Consider the following 21,938-nt stretch of genomic DNA (forward strand, 5'->3'; position numbering starts at 1 on the left):
TCCTGCGGCGGTGAGGGATTCATTCCGCAATTCCGGTCGCTTTCCCGGCGCCGGGACACGGATCGTCACGGATCGTGCGCGTTGAGTAAAAATCACCCGGAGGTCCGGAACGACCACGGTAAGTGTCCGCCGGGTGCGACGGCCTGCGGAATTGCCGGTGGCGCCCCCAGCAGGATTCGAACCTGCGACCTACCGCTTAGAAGGCGGGTGCTCTATCCGCTGAGCTATGGGGGCGGGACGGACGGCGCCCGTGATGGGCGTGACCGCGGCCGGGATCGGGCGACGAGCGCCGGGGCGCACGCTGTCCGGCCCCGTGCCTGAGGGTGGGGGTGGGGGTTGGTGGGCCCTCGCCCTGTCGGGGACAGGATAAGGGTGTCCAGTTCCTCGGCCGGCTGCGACGACACCGTCGTTGGTGTGTCGGTTCGGTGGAGCGGTCCGATAATCGCAGGTGAAGGCCGTGAGTGCAGCGGTATGGCACTGTTCCGTGCCGGACGTTGTGCAGTCGTTACGGGGCTGCCTCCTCACCCGTTATGGATTCGACACGGAGAATGTCCCACCGCGGGCGCGGGTGGGGGGCCGTATTCGGCTTGCTCCAGTCGGATGACGTGCGCGGACGGGCGCCCGGCTCGCGTCCCGCCGCCCGCCGACGGGGGCGGCGATCAGGGGGTTTGTTGTCATGGACCCGAAGAGACGGCCGCCTGGCGGGTGTGCGAAGGCTGAAATTCACCCCTGCGGGTGACGGCGGCTTTCTGTTCCGTCGAGTTATCCACAAGATTGAGGAACTCGGTGGCCGGGATTTCCTCCGGGGCGCACTCTCAACTCGCACCGCTCGATTCCGTACGGTGCATCGGCGAAAGCGGAGAGTGCGCTGTGAACGAGACTCATGTGACGGTGGTCGGCAATGTCGCGACGGAGGTGAGCTACGGGGAAACCACCAACGGAGTGCCGATGGCGAACTTCCGGCTCGGCTGCACGGAGCGGCGTTACGACCGCGAGCGGGCGTGCTGGGTGGACGGCGAGACGCAGTGGCTGAGGGTGACGGCCTGGCGGGCGCTCGCGGTGAACCTGATCGGCTCCCTGGCCAAGGGGGACCCAGTGCTGGTGACGGGCCGGCTGCGGGTGCGGGAGTGGACGGACGGCGAGGTGAAACGGAGTCGGGCCGAGATCGACGCCCGGTCGGTCGGGCACGATCTCACCCGCGGCACCTCGGCGTTCCGTTGGGCCGCCGGAGTGCGCGGGCAGCCGCCCGGCGGTGCGGGGCCCGCCGTGGCGGAGGCGGCGCGGACGGCGGAGGCGCCGGTGCCCGGGTGGATCGTCAGCGCGCTGGAGGCGCGCAAGGCCTCGGTGCCGCCGTCGGCGCCGCGACAGCCCGAGCCGCCTCCGGGTGTGCGGTCGGTGACGGAGGAGGGGGGTGAGGTGTCCGACGGGGAGAAGACCGGTGAAGTCCCGGCGATGCTGGACTGACCGGACGACGGCCTTCTCTGTCGACAAATATGTTGATCGAGAAGGCGGTTGTCCCCGCACCGCAATCCCGGCCGGATAACGGAAAGTGGCGGACGGATTCTGGCAGATCGTCAGCTTGTGTGGAACCTGAGGGGGTTGATAACGATCCAGATACGGAATCGTCCTGATTTCGCATGGAGGTTTCGGGGCCTCTGAGGCTCAATAGGATTCGTCTGGTTCACACCCGCAGCGGTGCCACACAGGCAGCACGCGCGGGCACGGCAAGTCGCGGGCTGCCCACTCGGCGTGGCCTGCTCGGAGGGATCCCAGATGTTCCAGAGGCAGGGGCGGAGTCTGTCCCGTATAACCACTGTCATGCTCACGACCAGCGTTGCGCTGGGCGGAGGCCTGTTCGCAGCCGGCGCGGCGGTCGCGGCGGACACTCCGGCGTCGGGCGTGACCGCCGTGGTCCAGAACACCATGCTCGGCGAGAAGATCGACGTTCAGGGCAAGGGCACCGTCGAAGGCGGTCTGTTCACCCTCAAGACGGCCGCAGGCGAGAAGCTCCAGACCTACTGCATCGACTTCGACAACCCGGTCTACTTGGACAGCAACGCCAAGTACCACGAGTCGGACTGGGCGTCGAGCTCCCTCAACAGCAACGCCAACGCTCCCAAGATCCGCTGGATCCTGGAGAACTCGTACCCGCAGGCGAACCTGAAGTCCCTGGCCGCGGCGATCCACGTCGACGGCCTGAGCGACGAGGACGCCGCCGCCGGCACCCAGGCCGCGATCTGGAAGTTCTCGGACAACAAGACCGCCGTCCCGCAGCACGACAACGCCAAGAAGCTGCGCGACTATCTGGTCAGCGACGTCAACAAGGGCGTCGCGGCCGAGCCGAAGCCCTCGCTGACGCTGACCCCGGACTCCGTGTCCGGAAAGTCCGGCAGCAAGCTCGGCCCGTTCACGCTGAACTCCAGCGCCAACGAGGTGAAGCTGACCGTCTCCGGTGACGCCGCGGACAAGGCCAAGCTGGTGGACAAGGACGGCAAGCCGGTCAACGGCGCCCTGGCCGGTCCGATCGCCAAGGACACCCAGCTGTTCCTGGACGTGCCGGCCGGCACCCCGGACGGCAAGGCCGCCGTCAACGCCAGCGCCGACGCCAGCGTGCTCAGCGGCCGGGTGTTCATGAGCGACGTGGACAACCGGGGCCGCCACAGCCAGACCATGATCCTGGCCGGCTCCACCAAGGTGAGCGTCGCGGCCGCGGCCGGTGCCACCTGGAAGCAGGGCAAGGGCGCGCTCATCGACAGCTCCGCCAAGGTCGAGTGCGCCAACAACGGCGTGCGCGTCTCCGTCACCAACAGCGGTGACGAGGCCGGCGCCGTCGCGGTCGGCTCGCAGCAGCTGACCGTCCAGCCGGGCAAGACCGAGAGCGTCCTCGTCAAGGTCGCCGAGAAGACCGAGTACGCCATCACCGTGGCCGGTCCGAACGGCTACTCCAAGAAGTTCACCGGCGTCCTGGACTGCAAGACCGGGGTGACCCCGACCGGCGCCCCGACCACCCCGGCCGCGACCGGCACGGCGAGCGCCACCCCGTCCGGCACCCCGAGCACCGGCGCCGGTCAGCCGGCCCCGGCGACCACCAGCGCCGCCCCCGGCACCGGTGGCCTGGCCCAGACCGGTGCCAGTGACTCGACCCCGATCATCGCCGCCGTCGCCGGTGGCCTGGTCGTGGCCGGTGGCGCCGCGGTCTTCATCCTGCGCCGTCGTGGCCGCCACGGTCGCACCACCGCCTGAACGGCTTGAACGGCTTGAACGGCTTGAACGGCTTGAACAGCTGAACCGCTTGAACAGCCCGAAGGGCTTGACCGCCCGAACCGCCTGAACGGGCCGAGGGAGTCCACCCCTTGAGGCCCTGAGCAGTGGAACCGGCCCGGTTCCCCGCAGTCGACGCCCAGTCGACGCGGGGAACCGGGCCTTCGGCGTTCCACGGCCCTGGCGGGAAGACCCCGGGCGGTTCGGGGGTTTCGGTCGGGTGCGGCACAATGGAAGGCTGCAAGCCGAATTACTCCCGACGACGCCGGAGCGATCTCACGTGGCGGAATACATCTACACGATGCGCAAGGTGCGCAAGGCTCACGGAGACAAGGTCATCCTTGACGACGTGACGCTCAGCTTCCTCCCCGGAGCGAAGATCGGCGTCGTGGGCCCCAACGGCGCCGGTAAGTCGACCGTGCTGAAGATGATGGCCGGCCTGGAGCAGCCCTCCAACGGCGACGCCTTCCTCTCGCCCGGCTACACCGTCGGCATGCTCCTCCAGGAGCCGCCGCTCGACGAGTCCAAGACGGTCCTGGAGAACGTCGAGGACGGCGTCAAGGAGATCAAGGGGAAGCTCAACCGCTTCAACGAGATCGCCGAGCTGATGGCGACCGACTACTCGGACGCGCTGCTCGAGGAGATGGGCAAGCTCCAGGAGGACCTGGACCACGCCGAGGCCTGGGATCTGGACGCCCAGCTGGAGCAGGCCATGGACGCCCTGGGCTGCCCGCCCGGCGACTGGCCGGTCACCAAGCTGTCCGGTGGTGAGAAGCGCCGCGTCGCGCTCTGCAAGCTGCTGCTGGAGGCCCCCGACCTGCTGCTGCTCGACGAGCCCACCAACCACCTGGACGCCGAGTCGGTGAACTGGCTGGAGCAGCACCTGGAGAAGTACAAGGGCACCGTCGTGGCCGTCACCCACGACCGGTACTTCCTGGACAACGTCGCCGAGTGGATCCTCGAGCTCGACCGCGGCCGCGCCTACCCGTACGAGGGCAACTACTCCACCTACCTGGAGACCAAGCAGTCGCGTCTCAAGGTCGAGGGCCAGAAGGACGCCAAGCGCGCCAAGCGGCTCAAGGAAGAGCTGGAGTGGGTCCGCTCCAACGCGAAGGGCCGCCAGGCGAAGTCCAAGGCCCGCCTGGCCCGCTACGAGGAGATGGCGGCCGAGGCCGACAAGATGCGGAAGCTGGACTTCGAGGAGATCCAGATCCCGCCGGGCCCGCGCCTGGGCAACGTCGTCATCGAGGTCGAGAACCTCAACAAGGCCTTCGGCGAGAAGGTCCTGATCGACGACCTGAGCTTCACCCTGCCGCGCAACGGCATCGTCGGCATCATCGGCCCGAACGGCGCCGGCAAGACCACCCTGTTCAAGATGCTCCAGGACCTGGAGACCCCGGACAGCGGCACGGTCAAGGTCGGCGACACCGTCAAGATCAGCTACGTCGACCAGACCCGCTCCAACATCGACCCGAAGAAGACCCTCTGGGAGGTCGTCTCCGACGGTCTGGACTGGATCAACGTCGGCCAGGTCGAGATGCCGTCCCGCGCCTACGTGTCGGCCTTCGGCTTCAAGGGCCCGGACCAGCAGAAGCCGGCCGGCGTGCTCTCCGGTGGTGAGCGCAACCGCCTGAACCTGGCGCTCACCCTCAAGCAGGGCGGCAACCTGCTGCTCCTCGACGAGCCCACCAACGACCTGGACGTCGAGACCCTCTCCTCGCTGGAGAACGCCCTGCTGGAGTTCCCCGGCTGCGCCGTGGTCATCTCCCACGACCGTTGGTTCCTGGACCGGGTGGCCACCCACATCCTCGCCTACGAGGGCGACAGCAAGTGGTTCTGGTTCGAGGGCAACTTCGAGTCGTACGAGAAGAACAAGATCGAGCGGCTGGGCGCCGACGCCGCCCGTCCGCACCGGGCCACGTACAAGAAGCTGACCCGAGGCTGACATCCGACTGTCACGACGGCCCGGCAGACTGCCCTCCGGGGCGGCCTGCCGGGCCGCGGCCCGTCGCCGGTCCGTGACGACGGGCTACCGGACACCGAGGAGACATCCGTGGCTCGCCACATCTACGCCTGCCCGCTGCGCTGGTCCGACATGGACGCCTTCGGGCACGTCAACAACGTGGTCTTCCTGCGCTACCTGGAGGAGGCCCGGATCGACTTCATGTTCACCCAGGCCGCCGAGGCCGGGGCCGGGGAGTTCGCGGGCGGCTCGGTGGTGGCCCGCCACGAGATCGACTACAAGCGCCCGCTGGTGCACCGGCCGGAGCCGGTCACCGTCGAGACCCGGGTGACGCACATCGGCAGTGCCTCGCTGACCGTCTCCTACGACATCAAGGACGTCCACGAGGACGGCAGCGAGACGGTGTACGTCCGCGCCTCCACCGTGGTCGTCCCGTACGACCTGGCGCAGGGCCGGCCGCGCCGGATCTCTCCGGTCGAGCGGGAGTTCCTCTCCCGTTTCATGGACGAGGCCCCGGCCGTCGCGGCAGTCTGAAAGTCCCAGGCCCGCCGCGAGCGGACCTCCGCCCCGACCGGGCCGTACGACGATCGAGCCCACAACGATCGAGCCCGACGATCGAGCCCCACGACGATTCGAGCTGAGCCACGTTGACCGTCACCGCCCGCCTCGCCCTGACCGACACCGGTGAGGCCGCCGACCTCGCCGCCTTCCTGCTGCGTCTGCTGCGCTTCGACAAGGCGGCGGCCGTGCGGCTGCAGGCGGTGGCGCCCGACGGGGACGACGGTGTGCTGGCGGTCTTCGGGCGGCTGCCGTTGGGCGGTTCGGGTGCGCTGGCGATCCGCACCGCCCGGCTGAGCGGCCTGGGCGAGCCGGTCGACCTGACGGTCTCGGCCGGACAGTTGCTGGAGGGCGTGGACGCCGAGGCGGGTGCGGTGGCGCTGCCCGCGCCGGTGACCGGCCCGGCCTGGGCCGGACTGCTGCCGCCGCGGGCCGGCTGGCAGCCGGTGGGGGCCCCGCCGGCCGCCGAGGTGTACCCCGAACTGATGGCGGGCGTCCAGGAGTTCCGCGAGCGCAGCGAGGCCGTCCCGGCGCACCACCGCACCCGCGAGGTGCTGGACCGGCTGGCGGACGAGATCTGGTCGCGTCCGGTCGCCGCGCTGCCCGCGTTGCCGCTGCGCGCGGTGCACGCCGCGTACGTGATCGGCTTCCTGAAGCCCGGCGCCCCGCTCACCGTGCACCGGGCGGGCGGCTGGCTGCGGTTGAGCGCTCCGGCGGGTTCGGTGGTGGTGCGGACCGCGGCCGCGCCGGGCGCGGGGCTCGGGCTCAGCCCGGTCCGGTGACCCCGTCAGCAGGCCGGGCGTGGGGCGAGCCGGAGCCTGCAACTTAGCCGGAGCCCTGAGCGAGCCGGGGCGTGCGGCGGTTCGGTGGTGCGGCGGTTCAGCCCGGGGTGTTGATCATCGACGCGGCGGCGTACGTGAGGTAGTCGAGCAGTTGCCGTTCGTGCTCGGCGGGCAGCTCCAGGCTGTGCACGGCGGCGCGCATGTGCGTCAGCCAGGCGTCGTGCGCCGCCTTGTCGACCTTGAACGGCGCGTGCCGCATCCGCAGCCGGGGGTGGCCGCGGTGGTCGCTGTAGGTGCGCGGGCCGCCCCAGTACTGCATCAGGAACAGCGCCATCCGCTCCTCGGCCGGGCCGAGGTCCTCCTCGGGGTACATCGGCCGCAGCAACGGGTCCTCGGCGACGCCCTCGTAGAAGCGCCGGGCCAGACGCCGGAAGGTCGGCTCGCCGCCGACCTGGTCGAAGAAGGTCTCCTCGCTGAACGTGCCTCGCCGGATCTCTGTCACCCGACCATGGTCGCAGACGCCGACGGGGCCGTACACCGGGACCAGCGGCGTACGACCCCGTCGGGCCGGAGCGGTGCGCGGGGAGCGGTCAGCGCGGGGCGCTCACGCACTCACGCACTCGCGGTCAGGCGTCCTCCCACTTGAACAGCTTCCAGGCGATGCCGGTCAGCACGGCTGCGAAGAGCAGCAGGCCGCCCATGGTGGGCAGGGCGTCCGTGACGCCGCCGCCGCGGGTGAGCACCGACTGGGCGGTGTCGACCAGGTAGTGCAGCGGCATGACCTTGGAGACGGCCTGCAGCCAGCCCGGAGCGCCGTCCATCGGGAAGAACGAGCCGGACAGGAAGGACATCGGCAGCACGATGATCTGCGAGATGCCGTTGGCCGCCTCCTCGGTCTTGGCGACCGAACCGGCCAGCAGGCCGATCGACATGAAGGCGAGCGTCGCACAGGCCACCAACGGCAGGACCAGCCACCAGTCGCCGGTGAGCTTGAGCCCGAAGAAGCTCGTGGCGACCACCAGGAAGACGGCGGTCTGGAGGAAGGCGGTCAGCAGCGAGACCAGGATGCGGGAGCTGACGACCGTGCCGGCGCTGATCGGTGCCAGCCGGAGCCGGCGCAGCACCTTGGACCTGCGCCAGTTGACCAGGGTCAGTGCGGCGCCGAAGACCGCGCCGGTGGCGATGGCCCAGCCGAGCAGACCGGGGGTGAGGAACTGGATCGGCTTGAGCGACTGGTCCTCGACCTGCTGGGCGTCCACGACGTAGGCCGCCGGCTGGTGGGTGGCCCGCTGGTTGGCTTCCTGGACCACCGAGTTGAGGATGCCCTGGAGCGCGCCGGCGCGGACCTGGTCGGCGGCGGTGTAACGCAGCTCGACCTTGCCGTCCGGGCCCTGCTTGATCAGCGCGTCGAAGTCGCCCTTGCGGACCTTCGCCAGCGTGGCGGCCTCGTCGTCGGTCCTGGTGATCGTGAGGACCTTGTCCAGCCCGGCCCGCTCGGCGCCCTGGATCGAGTCGAACAGCTGCACCGCGCCGACCTGCGCGACCTTGGCGTGCGGGGTGTTGGAGCCCTTGGTGACGCTGCCGAAGAAGACCAGGAAGACCAGCGGGAAGAGCAGGATGAAGAAGGTCGCGGTGCGGTCGCGCTTCATGCCGAGGAGCATCGCGCGGGACAGGCTCCAGAAGGCGCTGACCCGCTCCGGCCCGCCGTCGGCGCCGGCCGGGCCGCCGCGTCGGGCGGGGGCCGTGGGCTCGGTGGAGGTGGGGGCGGTCATGCGCGGAACTCCCGTCCGGTCAGCTGGAGGAAGACGTCCTCCAGGGTGGCGCCGCGCACTTCGAGGCCGCGCAGCGCGTTCTGCTCGGCCAGCACGCTGAGCACTGGGGCCGGGAGCCGGGTCGAGACGGAGAGCGAGACGGTGTCGTCCTCCAGGGTGGCGACGTCGGCGCCGGCCGCGGTCAGCAGTTCGCGGGCCCGCTCGACCGTCAGCTGGCCGGAGGCCACGCTGATCCGGACGGTGTCGTCGATCTCGCGGATCAGCGCCGCCGGGGCGCCGGTGTGCAGGACCTTGCCGTGGTCCATGATCGAGACCCGGTCGCAGAGCACCTCGGCCTCGTCCAGGTAGTGGGTGGTCAGGACGACGGTGCGGCCCTCGTTGTTGATGTCCCGGAGCAGGTCCCAGAGGTTGCGGCGGGCCTGCGGGTCGAGGCCGGTGGTGGGCTCGTCCAGAAAGACGAGCTCCGGGTCGTGCGCCAGGGCGCAGGCGATCGACAGGCGCTGGGCCTGGCCGCCGGACATCTGGTCGGTCAGCGTCTCGGCCTTGTCGGCCAGGCCGACCCGCTCCAGCATCGCATCGGCCCGCTTGGGGCCGACCCCGTAGAACGACGCGAAGGTGCGGATGGTCTCGCGGGCCGTCAGTTTCCGGAAGAAAGCGGAGGCCTGGAACTGCACACCGATGCGCGGCAGCAGTTTCGGATTCCGCGGCCAGGGGGCCATCCCCAGCAGTTCGACCCGGCCCTCGTCGGGCTTTCGGACCCCTTCTAGGATCTCCATGGTGGTGGTCTTCCCGGCCCCGTTGGGGCCCAGGATCCCGTAGAACTCGCCGGCCTCGACGGTGAGGGACACCCCGTCGACGGCCTGCACATCCCCGTACCGCTGACGGATGCCGTCCGCGGATATAGCTGCAGTCATGTGCCCTGAGAATAGGGGTTTCGACGCGTCTTGTGCACACCCGGGGCGTGAATTTGGGGATTTCCTGAGGAAGCCGGAGAAAAGGCCCGGCCGGGCGAAATGCTGAATTCCGCCCGGCCGGGCAGGAGTTGCGGCTGACGCGCCCTCAAGGGGGCGTCAGGCGCGGTGCACCGTGATCGTCGTCCAGGCTCCGATGTGAATCCGGTCACCGTCGTTGAGCGGCACGGCGGTGTGCGGGGCGATCGGTTCGGCGCCGCCGTTCACGGTGGTGCCGTTGGTGGAGTCCTGGTCCACCAGCACCCAGCTGCCGTCCGCCTGTTCGGCGAGCAGCGCGTGCTGGTGCGAGGCGCCCGGGTCCTCCGGCGGCACCGACAGGTCGATCTCCGGGACGGTGCCCCGGTGCTGGCTGCGCCGGCCGATCCGCAGCTGGCCGCGGCCGGTCAGCGGGATGCGGCGCTCGGGGCAGTACGGCGGGAAGAACAGGCCGGCCGCCTCCGGGCCGCTGCGGGCCATCATCTCGGTGAAGTAGTCACGGTCCGCCGAGACGACCGCGATCCAGTTGGCCCGGACCGGCTCCTCCCTGACGGGCTCCGGCTCGGGCTGCGGCACCGGCGGGGCGAGGTGGAAGGAGGTGCCGAAGTCGCCGCCGCGGTTGTTCGGGCCGGGGCCGGTCGGCTGGGCGTACACCGGGCCGGAGTCCTCGCGCACCGGGGCCTCGGGGAAGGCGCCCTCCGCTGCGGGCCCGTCGTGCCCACGGCCTCGGTTAGCCCCGTTGGCCCCGTTGGCCCCGTTGGCCCCGTCGGTTCCGTTGGCCCCGTCGTCGGGCAGGGCGGGCGGGTAGCCGTAGGTGTGCGGGTACTCCGGTTGCGGAGGCTGCTGCGGCCGGTGGGGCTGCGGCTGGGGATGCTGCGGGGGCTGCGGATGCTGCTGCCGCTGCGGTGCGGGCGGGGCCTGCGGCGGCTGGGGGGTACCGCCGTAGGCCGCCGGGATGTTCAGCGGCGGGGGCTGGGCCGGGCCCGGCGAGGGCGCGCCGGCGGCCGGGGCCTGGCGGCGCGAGGGGGTGGACAGTTCGTAGTCGTAGCCGCACTCCTCGCAGAACCGGCCGGTCTGCGGGCTGCGGCAGATCGGGCAGACGGTCAGGCCCTCGGTGGGGCCGTGCTGCGCGGGCGGCGGCGGGTAGGCGCCGTGCGGGGGAGGGCCCGCGGGTGGCGGGTAGGCCGCCGGCGGCGGGTAGGCACCGGGGGGAGGGTAGGCACCGGGCGGCGAAGGGGGCGGGGCGCCGAAGGAGGCACCGCCGTGCTGCTGGTGCCCGGCGGGTGTGCCGGGCGCGGGGTCGGCGCCGGGCGCTCCCGGATAGCCCCCGTGGGCGCCGGGCTGCGGGACCGGCGGAGTCATCGGGAAGCCGCAGAAGTCGCACCAGTCCTCGGCCTGCGACTCGTGGCCCCTCGGGCAGATCGGCATCAGGTCCCCCTCGTTTCGGGCCGGCTGGGCGCGGCTTCGCGCCGGGCGGCCGGCCCGATCACGTCTTCAGCGGTCACTTCTTCACACGTACCGTCTTGGTCGACCGGGTCTCAAGGGTCATCGAGTCGGCCTCGCTCACGTTCTTACGGAATCGAACCGTACCCTCCTTCGGGTCGACCACGTCCACCACCTTCTGCAGCAGCTTGTAGGTGCCCTCGTTCCCGGTCGCGTGGGCGATCCGGACGGCGGCGCCCAGCTTGGCGGTGGCGGTGTCGACGTCCCCGGCGCGATGGGCCTCCAGGCCCTCCTGGATGGAGGAGGCGAGCTCGGCCTGCCCGGTGTAGTGGGCGACCTGCGGGCTGATCCGGGTGGAGGAGGCCAGGTCGTCGGTCCAGACCGCCTTGACCAGTCCCTGGGAGAGCACTTCGGGGGTGCCGCCGCCGACCTCCGGGGGCAGCACCAAGCTGATCCGGGCGGCGAGCATCTCGTTGCCGACGGCGGCGGCCGGGACCTCCACGCAGACGTGGTAGTCGCGGCTCTCGTCGCCCCAGGAGCCGGTCGGGTAGTCGCCGGCCCGGGGGCCGGCCTCGGCACGGCGGCCGGTCAGGTCCTCGACCGAGGGGGCTACCTGCTTGACGAACTTCACGGTGGCGTTGGCCGGGGTCCAGATCCGCAGTGCGACGTCGGCGACCTGCTTGCCCATCGCGCCGGCCATCATCGAGCGGAAGTCCTCGGCCAGTCCGGAGGGCTCGGCGACGATGTCGACGGTGCCGAGCAGCGCCGAGGAGATCGTGCGCAGTTCGTCGATCCGCCAGTCGGTGCCGACGCCCCGGCAGTCGGCGGTGAAGCGGCCGGTGACCCGCTCGATGGTGCGGGCCAGGTCCTCCGCGGACTCGTGCTCGTTGTTGCCGTCGGTGAGCAGGACGGCGTGCCGGATGGCGATGTCGGGGCGGGTGAGGAAGAGCGTGTCGGCCTTGGCCAGCCAGGTGCCCATGGCGGTGCCGCCGGCCGCGGTGAGGCGGCGCAGCGCCTCCTTGGCCTGGTCGCGGGTGCTCGGCGAGGCCGTGGCCAGGGTGCCGTCGCCGGGGTAGATGTCGCGGGCCTCGTGGGTGCCGGCCACCACGGCGAAGGCGGTGCCGTCGCGCAGGGCGTCGATGGCGGCGGCGGTGGCCTCCCGGGCGCCGTTGATCTTCGTCTTGGGGTAGTCCATCGAGCCCGAGCAGTCCACCAGGATCACCACGGCCGCGGTGGCGTCGGCGCTCCGGCCGGCGGCGTCGGCGAGGCCGAGCGGGCGGCCGCCGGAGGTGCCGCCGCCGGTGGCGGTGACGGTGACGATGGCGTTGACCTCGCGGGCACCGTCGGCCAGGTACTCGTTCTGGAAGATCTCCACGTCGAACCTGGGCAGGTTCGGCTTAGCCAGTGTTGCCATGGGGCGGTCGGCTCCCGTCGGGTGAGGGTGGATGCGAGCGGGTCGGCGGGGCGGTCCGGCGGCCGGGGGCCGTCGGACCGCTCGTGGGGGCCGGTCAGGCCGTCGGCGGGTGCGGGGGCTGCGGCGGGACGGGCGGCGCGGCCGGAGGTGCCGGGGGCGCCGGCGGCGCGGTGGTGGGTACGGGAGGTACGGCCGGGGGTGCCGTCGGCGGTGCGGGCGGGACCGGCGGGGCGGCCGGGGCCGGGACTGAGGTCGGTGCCGGAGCCGGGGGCAGCGGGGCGGCCGGGGAGCCGATCACCGGGAGGTCCGGCAGGGTCGGCTCGTAGTCCTCGTAGTCCTCGTAGTCCTCGGTGCTCTCGCGGCCATCGCCGTCCCCATGGCCCTCGCCCGCCCTGGGCACGCGGGCGGCGGCCGGGGTGATCACCTGGAGGTCCAGCGCGGTGGGCGTCTCCTCGAACTCCTCCACCGGGACGGCGGGCGGGTCGATCGGCAGCACCGCGACGGTGATGTTGTCGTGGCCGCCGGCAGCGACCGCGAACTTCACCAGGGTCTGCGCCGTCGCGAGCGGTTCGGTACGGGCGTCCGGCCGGACGTAGTACGCCAGGTCGGTGGCCGCCTCGGCGTAGTTCCACAACCCGTCGGTGCAGATCAGCAGCACCCCGGGGACGTGCGGGGTGAAGTCGAGGGTGTGCGGCACGACCTCCTCGGCGTCGGCGCCGAGCCAGCCGGTGATCGCGTGGGCGCGGGGGTCGGCGTAGGCCTCCGCCTCGCCCATCAGCCCGGCCTCGACCATCCGGGCCGCCCAGGAGTCGTCCTGGGTGAGCCGGAACGGCTCGGCGGCGGCGCGGTCGTCCGGGATCCAGTAGGCCCGGGTGTCGCCGACCCAGCCGATGGTGATCCGGCCGCCGGCCGCGATGGCGCTGACGTAGGTGCAGGCGGGCGCGTTGAGGTCGGGCCGGGTCGGGCCGGCGCCGTCGACGGCGAGGTCGGCGACGGCCCTGGCGGCGTCGGCGATCGCGGCGCGCATCGCCTCGTTCGGGTCGCGGCCGGCCTCCAGGGAGGTGAGCAGGGACTCGGAGGCGGCGTCGACGGCGGTCTCCGAGGCCTCGTCCGGGCGGTCGGAGGAGGAGACGCCGTCGCACACCACGGCGACCACGACCGGCTCGCCGCCGGGCAGGGAGGTGGCGGCGACGGTGAAGCAGTCCTCGTTGCGGTGGTGGCGCACGCCGCGGTCGCTGACCCCGGCGACGCCCGCGAGGGCCTTCTCCATGTGGTCGCGCGGGCGCGGCTGGGCGCTGCCGCAGCCCTCGCAGTAGCCGTCCGCGCCGACCTGTGCGTGCCCGCAGGTCGCGCAGACCGGCCCGCGCTGCGGCGGGACGGCCTCACCGTGGGCGGCGGCCCAGCTGGGGGGCATCGCGCCCGGGGCCGCCCGGCCGTCCCGGCCGACCCCGCAGCGCCCGCAGAAGGCGTCCTCCGGGTCCATCGGCTCGGTACAGCTCGGGCACTCGGTCTGCTGCGGCATCGGCTACACCCACGTCCTGGGGCGGGCCCGGTTGGCCCGTTCCACCATCTCGATCCTGGTCTCGGCCCGGTCGGCCAACCGGGCGAGTACCCGGTAGGACTGTTCCAGGGCGAAGCGCAGTTCCCGCTCCGCGGCGGGTCGTCCCAGCACCAGGGTGGTGCCGGTCCGCTGGTCGCCGGCGGCCCCCGCGGTGACCCAGCCGAGGGCGGCGCCGAGCACCTCGACGGAGAGCTCCTCGCGGCGGCGGTCGTCGAGGCGCAGCGCGGTCAGCTCGTCGGAGCTCGCGCGGAGGTCGGCGGCGAGCGGGTCGGTGGCGGGGCGCTCGCGCAGCCGGGCGCGGACGGCGGCGATCCGGGCGGCGGTGTACTGGCTGGAGGTGGCCGGGACGGACTCCAGCACGCGGACGGCGCCGGGCCGGTCGTCCTCGGCGAGGCGGACCCGGGCCAGGCCGAAGCCGGCGCTCAGGTAGGCCCGGTCGGTGGCCCACACCAACCGGTAGAACTCGGCGGCGTCGCCGCGGTCGCCGAGCAGTTCGGCGCAGATGGCCAGGGCCAGCTTGGGCGCGGCCTCGCCGGGGAAGGCGTCGTAGACGGCGTCGAAGGCCTCGGCGGCCGCCCGCAGCTCCGTTTCGCCGCTCGCGCCCGCCGCGGCGGCCTCGGCGGCTCCGACCAGGGCGGTCAGGCCGCGGTACCAGACCACCCGCCAGTCGTCGGGGCGGTCGCCCTCCAGCTCGGCGAGCTTGGCCACGGCCTCGCGGTGGCGGCCGAGTTCGAGCCGGGCGCGCAGCTCGCGCAGCCGGCTCTCGACCGAGACGGCGGGCGCGCCGGCCAGCGCCGTGAGCGCCTCCGCGGGGTCGGCGGCGAGCAGGGTGGCGAGGAAGCCGGCGTTCGGGTCGCCCGGGTCGACCCGGGGGACGGGCAGGGCGAGGGCGGCGGCCGACGCGTCCAGCGCGGTCACGCTCAGCCGGCCGGGCTGGTCGGCGGGCTGCACCAACTCGGTGTCGACGACGCGCAGTTCGGGGCCGAACAGGGTGGACGGCGCGGGCCGGGGCCGGTCGTCCTGGAGGGCCAGGACCTCGCGCAGCACGCCGGTGAGCTGGTCGGCCATCTCCTCGGCGGAGGAGAAGCGGCGGGCCGGGTCCGGGTCGGTGGCGCGGACCAGGAAGCGGTAGTACGACTCGTACCTGGCGAAGACCTCGACGTCCTCGGGGCCGGGCAGCGTGTCGCGGTAGGTGGTGCTGTAGCCCTGGAAGTCGAAGGTGAGCACCGCGAGGGTGCGGGCCACGGTGTACAGGTCGGAGGCGGGGGACGGGCCTTGGGTGGCGATCTCGGGGGCCTGGTAGCCGATGGTGCCGTAGATCGGGCCGTCGTGGTCGAGCCGGCAGACCGCGCCCATGTCGATGATCTTGAGCGTGTCGCCGCTCTGGATGACGTTGTCGATCTTGAAGTCGCAGTAGATCAGGCCCCGGCTGTGCAGGTACCCGAGCGCGGGCAGCGCCTCCAGGGCGTACGCGATCGCGACCTCCACCGGAAGCGGCTCGCGCCGGCCGTCCGGGGTGCGGCGGTCGTTGGCGATGTCCTTGAGCGACTTTCCGCCGACGTACTCCATGACGATGTAGCCGTCGGTGGAGCCGGACCGCAGGTCCAGGTGCTCGGCGAAGTTGATGATCCGGACGATGTTCGGGTGGTCCACCTCGGCCAGGAAGCGCCGCTCGGCGACGGCCGCGGCGAGCGCGTCCTCGTCGCCGGTGTTCAACAGGCCCTTGAGGACGACCCACTTGTCGTTGACCCGGCGGTCCACCGCCAGGTAGATCCAGCCGAGCCCGCCGTGCGCCAGGCAACCCACCACCTCGTACTGCCCGCCGACCAGGTCGCCGCGGCGCAGCTTGGGCGTGAAGGAGTACGGCGTGCCGCACTTGGTGCAGAACCCCTCCGGCCGGCCCGGCCGGCCGTTCTTCTCCCGGCCCACCGGGGCCTCGCACTTGGCGCAGAAACGCTTGCGCTCGGGCACCTGCGGATCGGTCAGCACCGCCAGCGACGGGTCGGCCGTCGCCACGGTCGGCACGGTGACCAGTCCGGCGCCCAGCCGGTTGCGGGTGCCCGCGCTGACGCTGCCGCGGGTGGAGCGCACCGAGACGGAGCGGCTGGAGCCGGTCCGGGTCGAGCGGTGCGAGCGGGAGCGGCCGGACATCGAGCGGGCGGAGCCGGTACGGCCGGAGTCCGGGGAGACCCGCGCGGACGGGACGTGGGGCTGGGTGACGCCGGTGTCGGCGCCGGGCGGGGTCAGGCCGCACTCGTCGCAGTAGCCGTCGGCGTCGACGGTGCCGGGGCAGTCGCGCGGGCACGGGGAGCCGGGGCGGACGGCGGCCGCTGCCCGCGGCGGTGGGGCGGTGGTGCCGGCGCCGGCGCCGGTGGCGGCGCCGGTGCTGGTTCCGGTGCCGGACCCCGCGGCGGTGCCGCCCGGGCCCGCCGGGGCCAGGCCGCACTCGTCGCAGTAGCCGTCCGCGTCGATCCTGCCGCTGCCGGAGCACTCCGGCCTTACGCACACCTCGCCCATCAACCTCAGCCCCCCTGTGCCTGTCCGTCGGCCGGCGTCCGGCCGGCCGGCTCGTTCGGTGCTCCGGTCCGTCCGTCAGGTGTCCCGTCCGGCGCCCCGTCGGGTGTCTCCTGATGCTCGGCGTGGGCCGGGCGCAGCGACTGCTGGAAGCGGGCCACCGCGGCGGCCGCCGCCCGCAGGTCGCAGGGCGCGCTCCAGAGCAGCCAGCGCGCCTTCTCGTACCGCTCGACCACTTGCGGGTCCTCGGCGACGCCCATCCGGGCCGCCATGGCCTTGTAGGCGTCCAGTCGGCCGCGCAGCTCCGCCCGGACGGCCAGCGGCTGGGTCACCTCGGTGAGGGACTGCCGGGCGCGGGCCAGTTCCTTGGCGGCGGCGTCCTCCAGTGCGTCCAGCAGCGGCGCGAGCCGGCCCCACTGCCCGCTCTGACGCAGCTCCAGTGCGGTGACGATCCGTTCGCGCAGCGCCGAGGCCGGGCCGGGCACCGCCGGGACGTCGCTGGCCGCTATCTTCGCCAGCACCTCGCCGCGGGCCCGGCGCGCCTCGGCCAGGGTGGCGTCGGCCCGCTGGAGCAGGTCGCCGACGGCCTGGAGGCGCTCCTCGGCGTCGTCGCGCAGCCGCAGCAGGTCCTCCAGCTCCAGCCGGACGCCGTCCAGCGCCCGCCCGGCCCGGTCGAAGCGCTCGGTGTCGACCACCCCGGCGGGGGTGGCGAAGGCCACGCCGTCGGGCACGGTGCCGCGCTGGGCGGGCACCCGGGCCGGGCGCCACAGTGCGAGCGGGTCCTCGCGGACCTCGGCGCGCAGGTCGGTGAGGTCGCGCTCCAGCCCGGCGAGGTCGTCGCCCACCGGGTGGCCGCCGGTGCGCACGCCGAGGGCGGCGGCCAGGGTCCGCACCCGGTGGAGTTCGGCCAGTAGCAGGTCGATCCGGGCGGGCAGCGCCGACCAGACCGCGTCGGCGGCGCTGACCACCTCCAGCACGGTGGCGTACCAGGAGTTCATCCGGGCCATCAGCGCGTCCAGGCTGATCCGCTCGACCAGCTTGGCGGGCGCGCCGAGCAGTTGCGGGCCGTCCGGCAGCGCGCCGCCCGGGACGGTGACCGCGTCACCGGTCAAGAGCTCGCTCAGCTCGGCGAGTTCGGGTGCGCCGGGCTTGGCCTTGCGGGCCCGTACGGCGCGCGCCGAGGCGAGCGCCTCCGAGTAGCGGTCGAACAGTGCCCAGAGCAGCGGCAGGCCCTTGCGGGCGACGGACCACCGCTCCAGGGTGCGGCCGGACAGCTCGGCGCCGTCCAGCAGCCGCAGGCCCGGGTGGTCCTGCAGGGCGAGCAGCGCCGATTCGACCGCGTCCCGCTCCGCGCCGAGGCGCGCCAGCGCGCGGTCCACCTCCTCCCGGTTCAGTACCGGGCCAGCTGATGCCGCCACCACGGTGTCCTTCCTTCCTCGCGTGCGATCCCGGCGTCCGTGACGTGCGATCCCACGACATCCCCCGTGTCCACCACCGGTCTCCCCGTGGTGATCGTCCCGAACCCTAGCCGGTGGCCCTGCGGGCGGTACGGGCGCGGGGCGTCAGGGCGGCGCCCGGACAGCGTCGGCGTCGCCCGCCCGACGGCGCTCCGCGCGCTCCCCGGCGCTCCGCGCGCTCCCCGGCGCTCCGCGCGAGAGCGGGGCTCAGTGCGGGACGGGCCAGTAGTGCTCGGCGTCGTTCTGCATGTACGGCTTGAGCCAGCGGTCGTACGAGCGCCCCCACTCGCCGCCGGCGTGGTAGTCGGCCAGCACCTGGTTGACCCGGGCCGTCAGGTCGGTGCTGGTCTTGAGCATGGCGACGCCGATCACCGCCGGCTGGACGTCGCCGTCCACGATCCGCACCGTCTGGTCCTGCGCCGCCTGGCCGGCCGCCAGACCGTCGTCGGTCATGGTGGCGTCGACCTTGCCCAGCTGCATCAGGACCAGGCAGTCCAGCTGGTTCTCGACCGTGACGACCTGCTTGGCGGTCTTCTTGGCGTCCAGTACGGTCGAGGCGGTGGAGCCCTTGGCGGCGCAGACGGTGTGGCCCTTGATCGCGTCGTCGAGGTCGGCCGCCGGACTGGCCTTCGGGACCAGCACGCGCTGGGAGATGCTGAAGTAGGGCTTGGAGAAGGCGACGTCCTTCATCCGGTCGCAGGTGACCGTCATGGTGCGGACGATCAGGTCGACCCGGCCGTTCTTCACCGCGTCGACCCGGTCGGCGGTGGCCACCGGCTTGAGCACCACCTGGCCCGGGTTGCCCATGATGGCGGTGCCGATCGCCCGGGCCAGGTCGATGTCGAAGCCCTCGATCTGACCGGTGTTCGGGTTGCGGGAGCCCCAGCGGTAGCTGTTCTGGTCCACGCCGATCACCAGGCTGTGCTTGGCCTTGACGGCCTTCACCGCCGGGCCGTCCTCGGTGCTCGGCGGCACGCTCTTGTAGACGTCGCAGGCGTCGTCCTGCGACTGCCGGCTCTGCTGGACGGTCTGCGGGGCGGTGGTCGCGGCCGTCGCGGCGGTCGCGGCGGCCGGTGCGGCGCCGGAGGGGCCGCCCCCGCCGAGCACGGTCGCGCAGGCCGCGAGCACCGCCAGCGCGGCGGCGCTCCTGGTCCGTACGGTTCTGGTGCGCATGGTCTCCGTTCCCCCTCTACCGGTACTCGGCCAGTCGTCGGCCGAGGCCGCGCAGTGCGGCGGTCGCGGCCACCAGGGCGAGCACCGCGGCCGCGCCGGCCGCCAGGCGCAGGTCCGCGGCGGTGCCCTCGGCGGCGTCGGTGAACTGCGTCTGCTCGGCGTCGGCGGCCCGGCCGAGGGCCTTGTCGGTGGCGTTGAAGGCGGCGTCGGCCGTCCCGGTGGCGTCGGTGATCGACACGGTGGCGTTCAGCGCGGCCTGGTAGTCGGCGTTGTCGACCTCCAATGACCTCGCTTGGTCGTGTCGTTGGCGCCACACGTCGAACTGCTGCGCGGCCTCGCGGACGGGTTGGGCGGCGGCCGCCGGAGCGAGCCGGACGGCCTCCGGGAGCGAGCCGTCGCGCCGCTCCGACGGGACGTCCCCGGCGTTGTCGCCCGCCAGGTGCTTGGTGGCGCTCGCCCACTGGTCGGCGTACGTGGTGGTGGAGCCGCGCGCGACCAGGTGCAGGTTCTCCGCCAGCCGGGCGGTCAGCACGTCCACCCGGGCGTTGTCGAGCGCCCGAAGCGGGGTCGCGCCGTCGTGGTCGCTCCGCTCCAGCGCCGAACTGGTGGTCAGCCCGGTGACGGCGAGCCAGGCCGTGCCCGCCAGGACGGCGGCGGTGGCGCCCAGCAGGCCGATGTTGAACACCCGGTTGGTGCGGCGGAACAGAGTCAGCTGCACCCAGCCCAGCGCGGCCAGGGTGAGCACCGCCAGTCCGTACGCCCCCCACGGCACCGCCTTGGCTTGGGCGTAGTCGTCCGCCAGCTCCTGGTCCTCGAAGCCCTTCAACTCGGCGGCGGCCGGCAGCAGGACGCCCTGCATCTGCTCGGAGGCGTACCGCAGGTAGGCGCCGCCGAGCGGGATGCCCTGGCGGTTGTCGGCCCGCGCGGTTTCCACCAGACCGGCGTACACCGGAAGTTGCTGGTTCAGCCGGGAGAGTGAGTCCTGGGCCGGCGAGGTCGAGGTGGTCCGGGCGGCGGCCTGGGCGATCAGCTTGGCGGCCTGGGCGAGGTCCTGCTCGTAGCGGTCCCGGACGTCCTTGGGCTCGGTGCCGGCCAGCAGGAAGCCGGTGGCGGCGGTGGTGGCGGCGTCCGCCAGTGAGCGGTGGATCTCCGCCGCGTCCCGGCTCAGCGGCTGGCTGTAGGACACGACCCGGTCGGCGGCCGACGCCCTGGCCTCCAACTGCCAGGCGGTCAGCCCGCCGAAGGCCACCGTGAGCACCGCGAGCAGCGCCCCGGCCAGCCGCAGCCGGCCCGGGGCGGTACGGGTGGCCCGCGCCAGCCGGGCGCGCACGCCGCGTTCGGGGGCTGCCTCCCGGGACGGCTTCGCGGGCGGCGCGGCACCGGGCCGCGGGGCGGGGACACCGGGCGCGGCTGAACCGACGGTCATCACCGGGACCGCCCCCGGTTCGGCCGCCGTCGTTCTTCCGGCCCCGCGGCCCGGTGCGGCCGGTGGCGTGCCCGGCTGCGCCGGGAACGCGGCGCCCGGTGCGCCGTTGCCTACTGGTGTTGCCACCCGCCTCATCCTCCCCTGGGGGCGGACCCGACACCCGGGGCCCGACCGATGGCAGCAGTATGGCCGTGACTCCTTCCGGCCACACCCGACTTGCGCTGATCTTGAGCATGTCGTGCACGGTTTCGGCACGACCCCGTACGGCTGGGTACGTCTTGTCCGGCTCGGTCCGGCTCCGTCCGGCTCGCCACGGCTCGGTACGTGTTGTACGGCTCGTACAGGGGTGGCGGTCCGTGCGACGCGGACGGCGCCCCGTGCGGTTCCGCTCCGTGCGGTTCCGTCTCGCGCCGCTCCGCCTCGCGCGCTTCCGGGCCGCGCATTCCCGGGTACCGGGCCCACCTGCTCCGTACCATGGCCGCATGCGACTGCTTGGAACGATCTCGCCCGACCGCCCGCTGCTCGTCGTCGCCGTCGGCGAGGAGGCCGCCCACCTCGACGAGCGACTGCCGGTGCTGCTCACCGGGATGGGGAAGGTCAACGCCGCGGTGGCCCTGGCCACCGTGCTCGCCCAGGGCGAGAAGCCCTCCGAGGTGATCAACCTCGGGACGGCCGGCGCGCTGCGCCCCGGCTGGGAGGGCATCCACCACGTGGTCCAGGTGATCCAGCACGACCTCGACACCGAGGTGCTGGAGTCCCTGACCGGCCACGTCTACGGCGCCCCGCTGATCGTCGGCAAGGGCGACGGGCCGGTGCTGGCCACCGGCGACCTGTTCGTCGACTCCCCGGCCGCCCGCGAGCGGCTGGCCGAGCAGGCCGACCTGGTCGACATGGAGGGCTACGCCGTCGCCACCGCCGCCCACCGGGCCGGGGTGCCGGTCCGGCTCGTGAAGTACGTCAGCGACGAGGCCGGGGAGGGCGCGGCGCAGACCTGGCGGGAGTCGGTGGACGGCTGCGCCCGGCACCTCGCGGACTGGGTGAACGCCCAGGGCTGGTGACGGCCCGTCGGGTCCGTCCCGGGCCCTAGAGTGGCGCGGTGACTCAGAACACTGCAGCAGCGAACACCGTGCCGAGCAAGCTCTCGGACGTCCGGCCGCCGTCGGCGAACGCCGACGAGCGGACCACCTTGCTGGCCTTCCTCGACTACCTGCGCGAAGCCGTGATCGGCAAGGTGGCCGGCGTCCCCGACGAGGACGCCCGGCGCCCCGGCGTCGCCTCCGGCACCAGCCTGCTGTGGCTGGTGCGGCACCTGACCGCCGTCGAACTCAACTGGTTCGAGTGGGCCTACGGCGGGCTGGGGGAGGGGCCGACGGAGTCGGACGACGTCCCCCTGGACGGCCTCGGCACGGCCGAGGCCGTCGATGCCTACCGGGAGGCGATCGCCCGTTCCAACGCGGTGGCCGCGGCCGCCCCCGACCTCGACCGCCCGGGTGTGCGTTCGCTGCGCCCGGACGCCACCGAAGGGCCGTCGCTGCGCTGGGTGCTGGTGCACATGATCGAGGAGACCGGCCGGCACGCCGGGCACGCGGACATCATCCGCGAGCAGCTGGACGGCGCGGTCGGCCGCTGAGTCCCGGGGTGGGAGGACGGGGTGGGAGGACTCCGCG

At 73.0% G+C, this 21,938-nt stretch carries 17 protein-coding genes and 1 tRNA gene; 7 read left to right on the plus strand and 11 right to left on the minus strand.

Annotation, left to right across the window (positions count from 1 at the left end):
• Positions 1–158: 158 nt before the first annotated feature.
• Positions 159–234: transfer RNA gene (locus ACZ4WV_RS24880), tRNA-Arg, on the minus strand.
• Positions 235–870: 636 nt separating this feature from the next.
• Here ACZ4WV_RS24880 and ACZ4WV_RS24885 point away from each other — a divergent pair.
• From ACZ4WV_RS24885 to ACZ4WV_RS24905, 5 genes are all read left to right on the plus strand, one after another.
• The gene (locus ACZ4WV_RS24885) at positions 871–1,464 is read left to right on the plus strand and encodes a single-stranded DNA-binding protein (protein WP_465750281.1); all 594 of its coding nucleotides are present in this window, start codon (positions 871–873) and stop codon (positions 1,462–1,464) included.
• Between the two features lie 354 nt (positions 1,465–1,818).
• Positions 1,819–3,243: a thioester domain-containing protein gene (locus tag ACZ4WV_RS24890; protein ID WP_465750283.1), complete on the plus strand. Its 1,425-nt coding sequence runs from the start codon at positions 1,819–1,821 to the stop codon at positions 3,241–3,243.
• Between the two features lie 298 nt (positions 3,244–3,541).
• Positions 3,542–5,206, plus strand: coding sequence for an energy-dependent translational throttle protein EttA (gene ettA / locus ACZ4WV_RS24895; RefSeq protein WP_465750285.1), 1,665 nt, complete (start codon positions 3,542–3,544; stop codon positions 5,204–5,206).
• 108 nt (positions 5,207–5,314) lie between these two features.
• On the plus strand, positions 5,315–5,758 hold the full coding sequence (locus ACZ4WV_RS24900; RefSeq protein WP_465750287.1) for an acyl-CoA thioesterase: 444 nt from the start codon (positions 5,315–5,317) through the stop codon (positions 5,756–5,758).
• A gap of 113 nt (positions 5,759–5,871) precedes the next feature.
• Positions 5,872–6,564, plus strand: coding sequence for a DUF8185 domain-containing protein (locus tag ACZ4WV_RS24905; protein WP_465750289.1), 693 nt, complete (start codon positions 5,872–5,874; stop codon positions 6,562–6,564).
• Between the two features lie 97 nt (positions 6,565–6,661).
• On the opposite strand, the gene ACZ4WV_RS24910 is transcribed toward ACZ4WV_RS24905, so the two are convergent.
• The 10 genes from ACZ4WV_RS24910 to ACZ4WV_RS24955 all read right to left on the minus strand — a co-directional run bounded on the left by ACZ4WV_RS24910 (position 6,662) and on the right by ACZ4WV_RS24955 (position 20,271).
• Positions 6,662–7,066, minus strand: coding sequence for a globin (locus ACZ4WV_RS24910; protein ID WP_465750291.1), 405 nt, complete (start codon positions 7,064–7,066; stop codon positions 6,662–6,664).
• Between the two features lie 124 nt (positions 7,067–7,190).
• Complete coding sequence (locus ACZ4WV_RS24915) at positions 7,191–8,336, minus strand: ABC transporter permease (RefSeq protein WP_465750293.1); 1,146 nt, start codon at positions 8,334–8,336, stop codon at positions 7,191–7,193.
• A complete protein-coding gene (locus ACZ4WV_RS24920; protein WP_465750295.1) occupies positions 8,333–9,250 on the minus strand; it encodes an ABC transporter ATP-binding protein in 918 nt (305 codons plus the stop codon). Before ACZ4WV_RS24920 ends, ACZ4WV_RS24915 begins: the two co-directional genes overlap by 4 nt.
• Positions 9,251–9,406: 156 nt before the next feature.
• Positions 9,407–10,711 (minus strand): FHA domain-containing protein, encoded by a 1,305-nt coding sequence (locus ACZ4WV_RS24925; RefSeq protein ID WP_465750296.1) that lies wholly within the window; start codon positions 10,709–10,711, stop codon positions 9,407–9,409.
• Positions 10,712–10,784: 73 nt separating this feature from the next.
• A complete protein-coding gene (locus tag ACZ4WV_RS24930; RefSeq protein ID WP_465750298.1) occupies positions 10,785–12,140 on the minus strand; it encodes a vWA domain-containing protein in 1,356 nt (451 codons plus the stop codon).
• A gap of 94 nt (positions 12,141–12,234) precedes the next feature.
• The gene (locus ACZ4WV_RS24935; RefSeq protein WP_465750300.1) at positions 12,235–13,662 is read right to left on the minus strand and encodes a PP2C family protein-serine/threonine phosphatase; all 1,428 of its coding nucleotides are present in this window, start codon (positions 13,660–13,662) and stop codon (positions 12,235–12,237) included.
• A gap of 3 nt (positions 13,663–13,665) precedes the next feature.
• Entirely contained in the window at positions 13,666–16,218 is a 2,553-nt protein-coding gene (locus ACZ4WV_RS24940) for a serine/threonine-protein kinase (RefSeq protein WP_465750302.1), read from the minus strand.
• 5 nt (positions 16,219–16,223) lie between these two features.
• Positions 16,224–17,633, minus strand: a complete 1,410-nt coding sequence (locus ACZ4WV_RS24945; protein WP_465750304.1) for a hypothetical protein — start codon at positions 17,631–17,633, stop codon at positions 16,224–16,226.
• A gap of 246 nt (positions 17,634–17,879) precedes the next feature.
• Complete coding sequence (locus ACZ4WV_RS24950) at positions 17,880–18,845, minus strand: glutamate ABC transporter substrate-binding protein (protein ID WP_465750306.1); 966 nt, start codon at positions 18,843–18,845, stop codon at positions 17,880–17,882.
• A gap of 16 nt (positions 18,846–18,861) precedes the next feature.
• On the minus strand, positions 18,862–20,271 hold the full coding sequence (locus tag ACZ4WV_RS24955; RefSeq protein WP_465750308.1) for a hypothetical protein: 1,410 nt from the start codon (positions 20,269–20,271) through the stop codon (positions 18,862–18,864).
• 482 nt (positions 20,272–20,753) lie between these two features.
• On the opposite strand from ACZ4WV_RS24955, the gene ACZ4WV_RS24960 reads away from it, so the two are divergent.
• Both ACZ4WV_RS24960 and ACZ4WV_RS24965 read left to right on the plus strand, forming a co-directional pair.
• The gene (locus tag ACZ4WV_RS24960; protein WP_465750310.1) at positions 20,754–21,329 is read left to right on the plus strand and encodes a nucleosidase; all 576 of its coding nucleotides are present in this window, start codon (positions 20,754–20,756) and stop codon (positions 21,327–21,329) included.
• 38 nt (positions 21,330–21,367) lie between these two features.
• On the plus strand, positions 21,368–21,901 hold the full coding sequence (locus tag ACZ4WV_RS24965) for a DinB family protein (RefSeq protein WP_465750312.1): 534 nt from the start codon (positions 21,368–21,370) through the stop codon (positions 21,899–21,901).
• The last annotated feature ends 37 nt before the right edge of the window (positions 21,902–21,938 follow it).

It is taken from the genome of Kitasatospora sp. NPDC029312 (assembly GCF_055569215.1).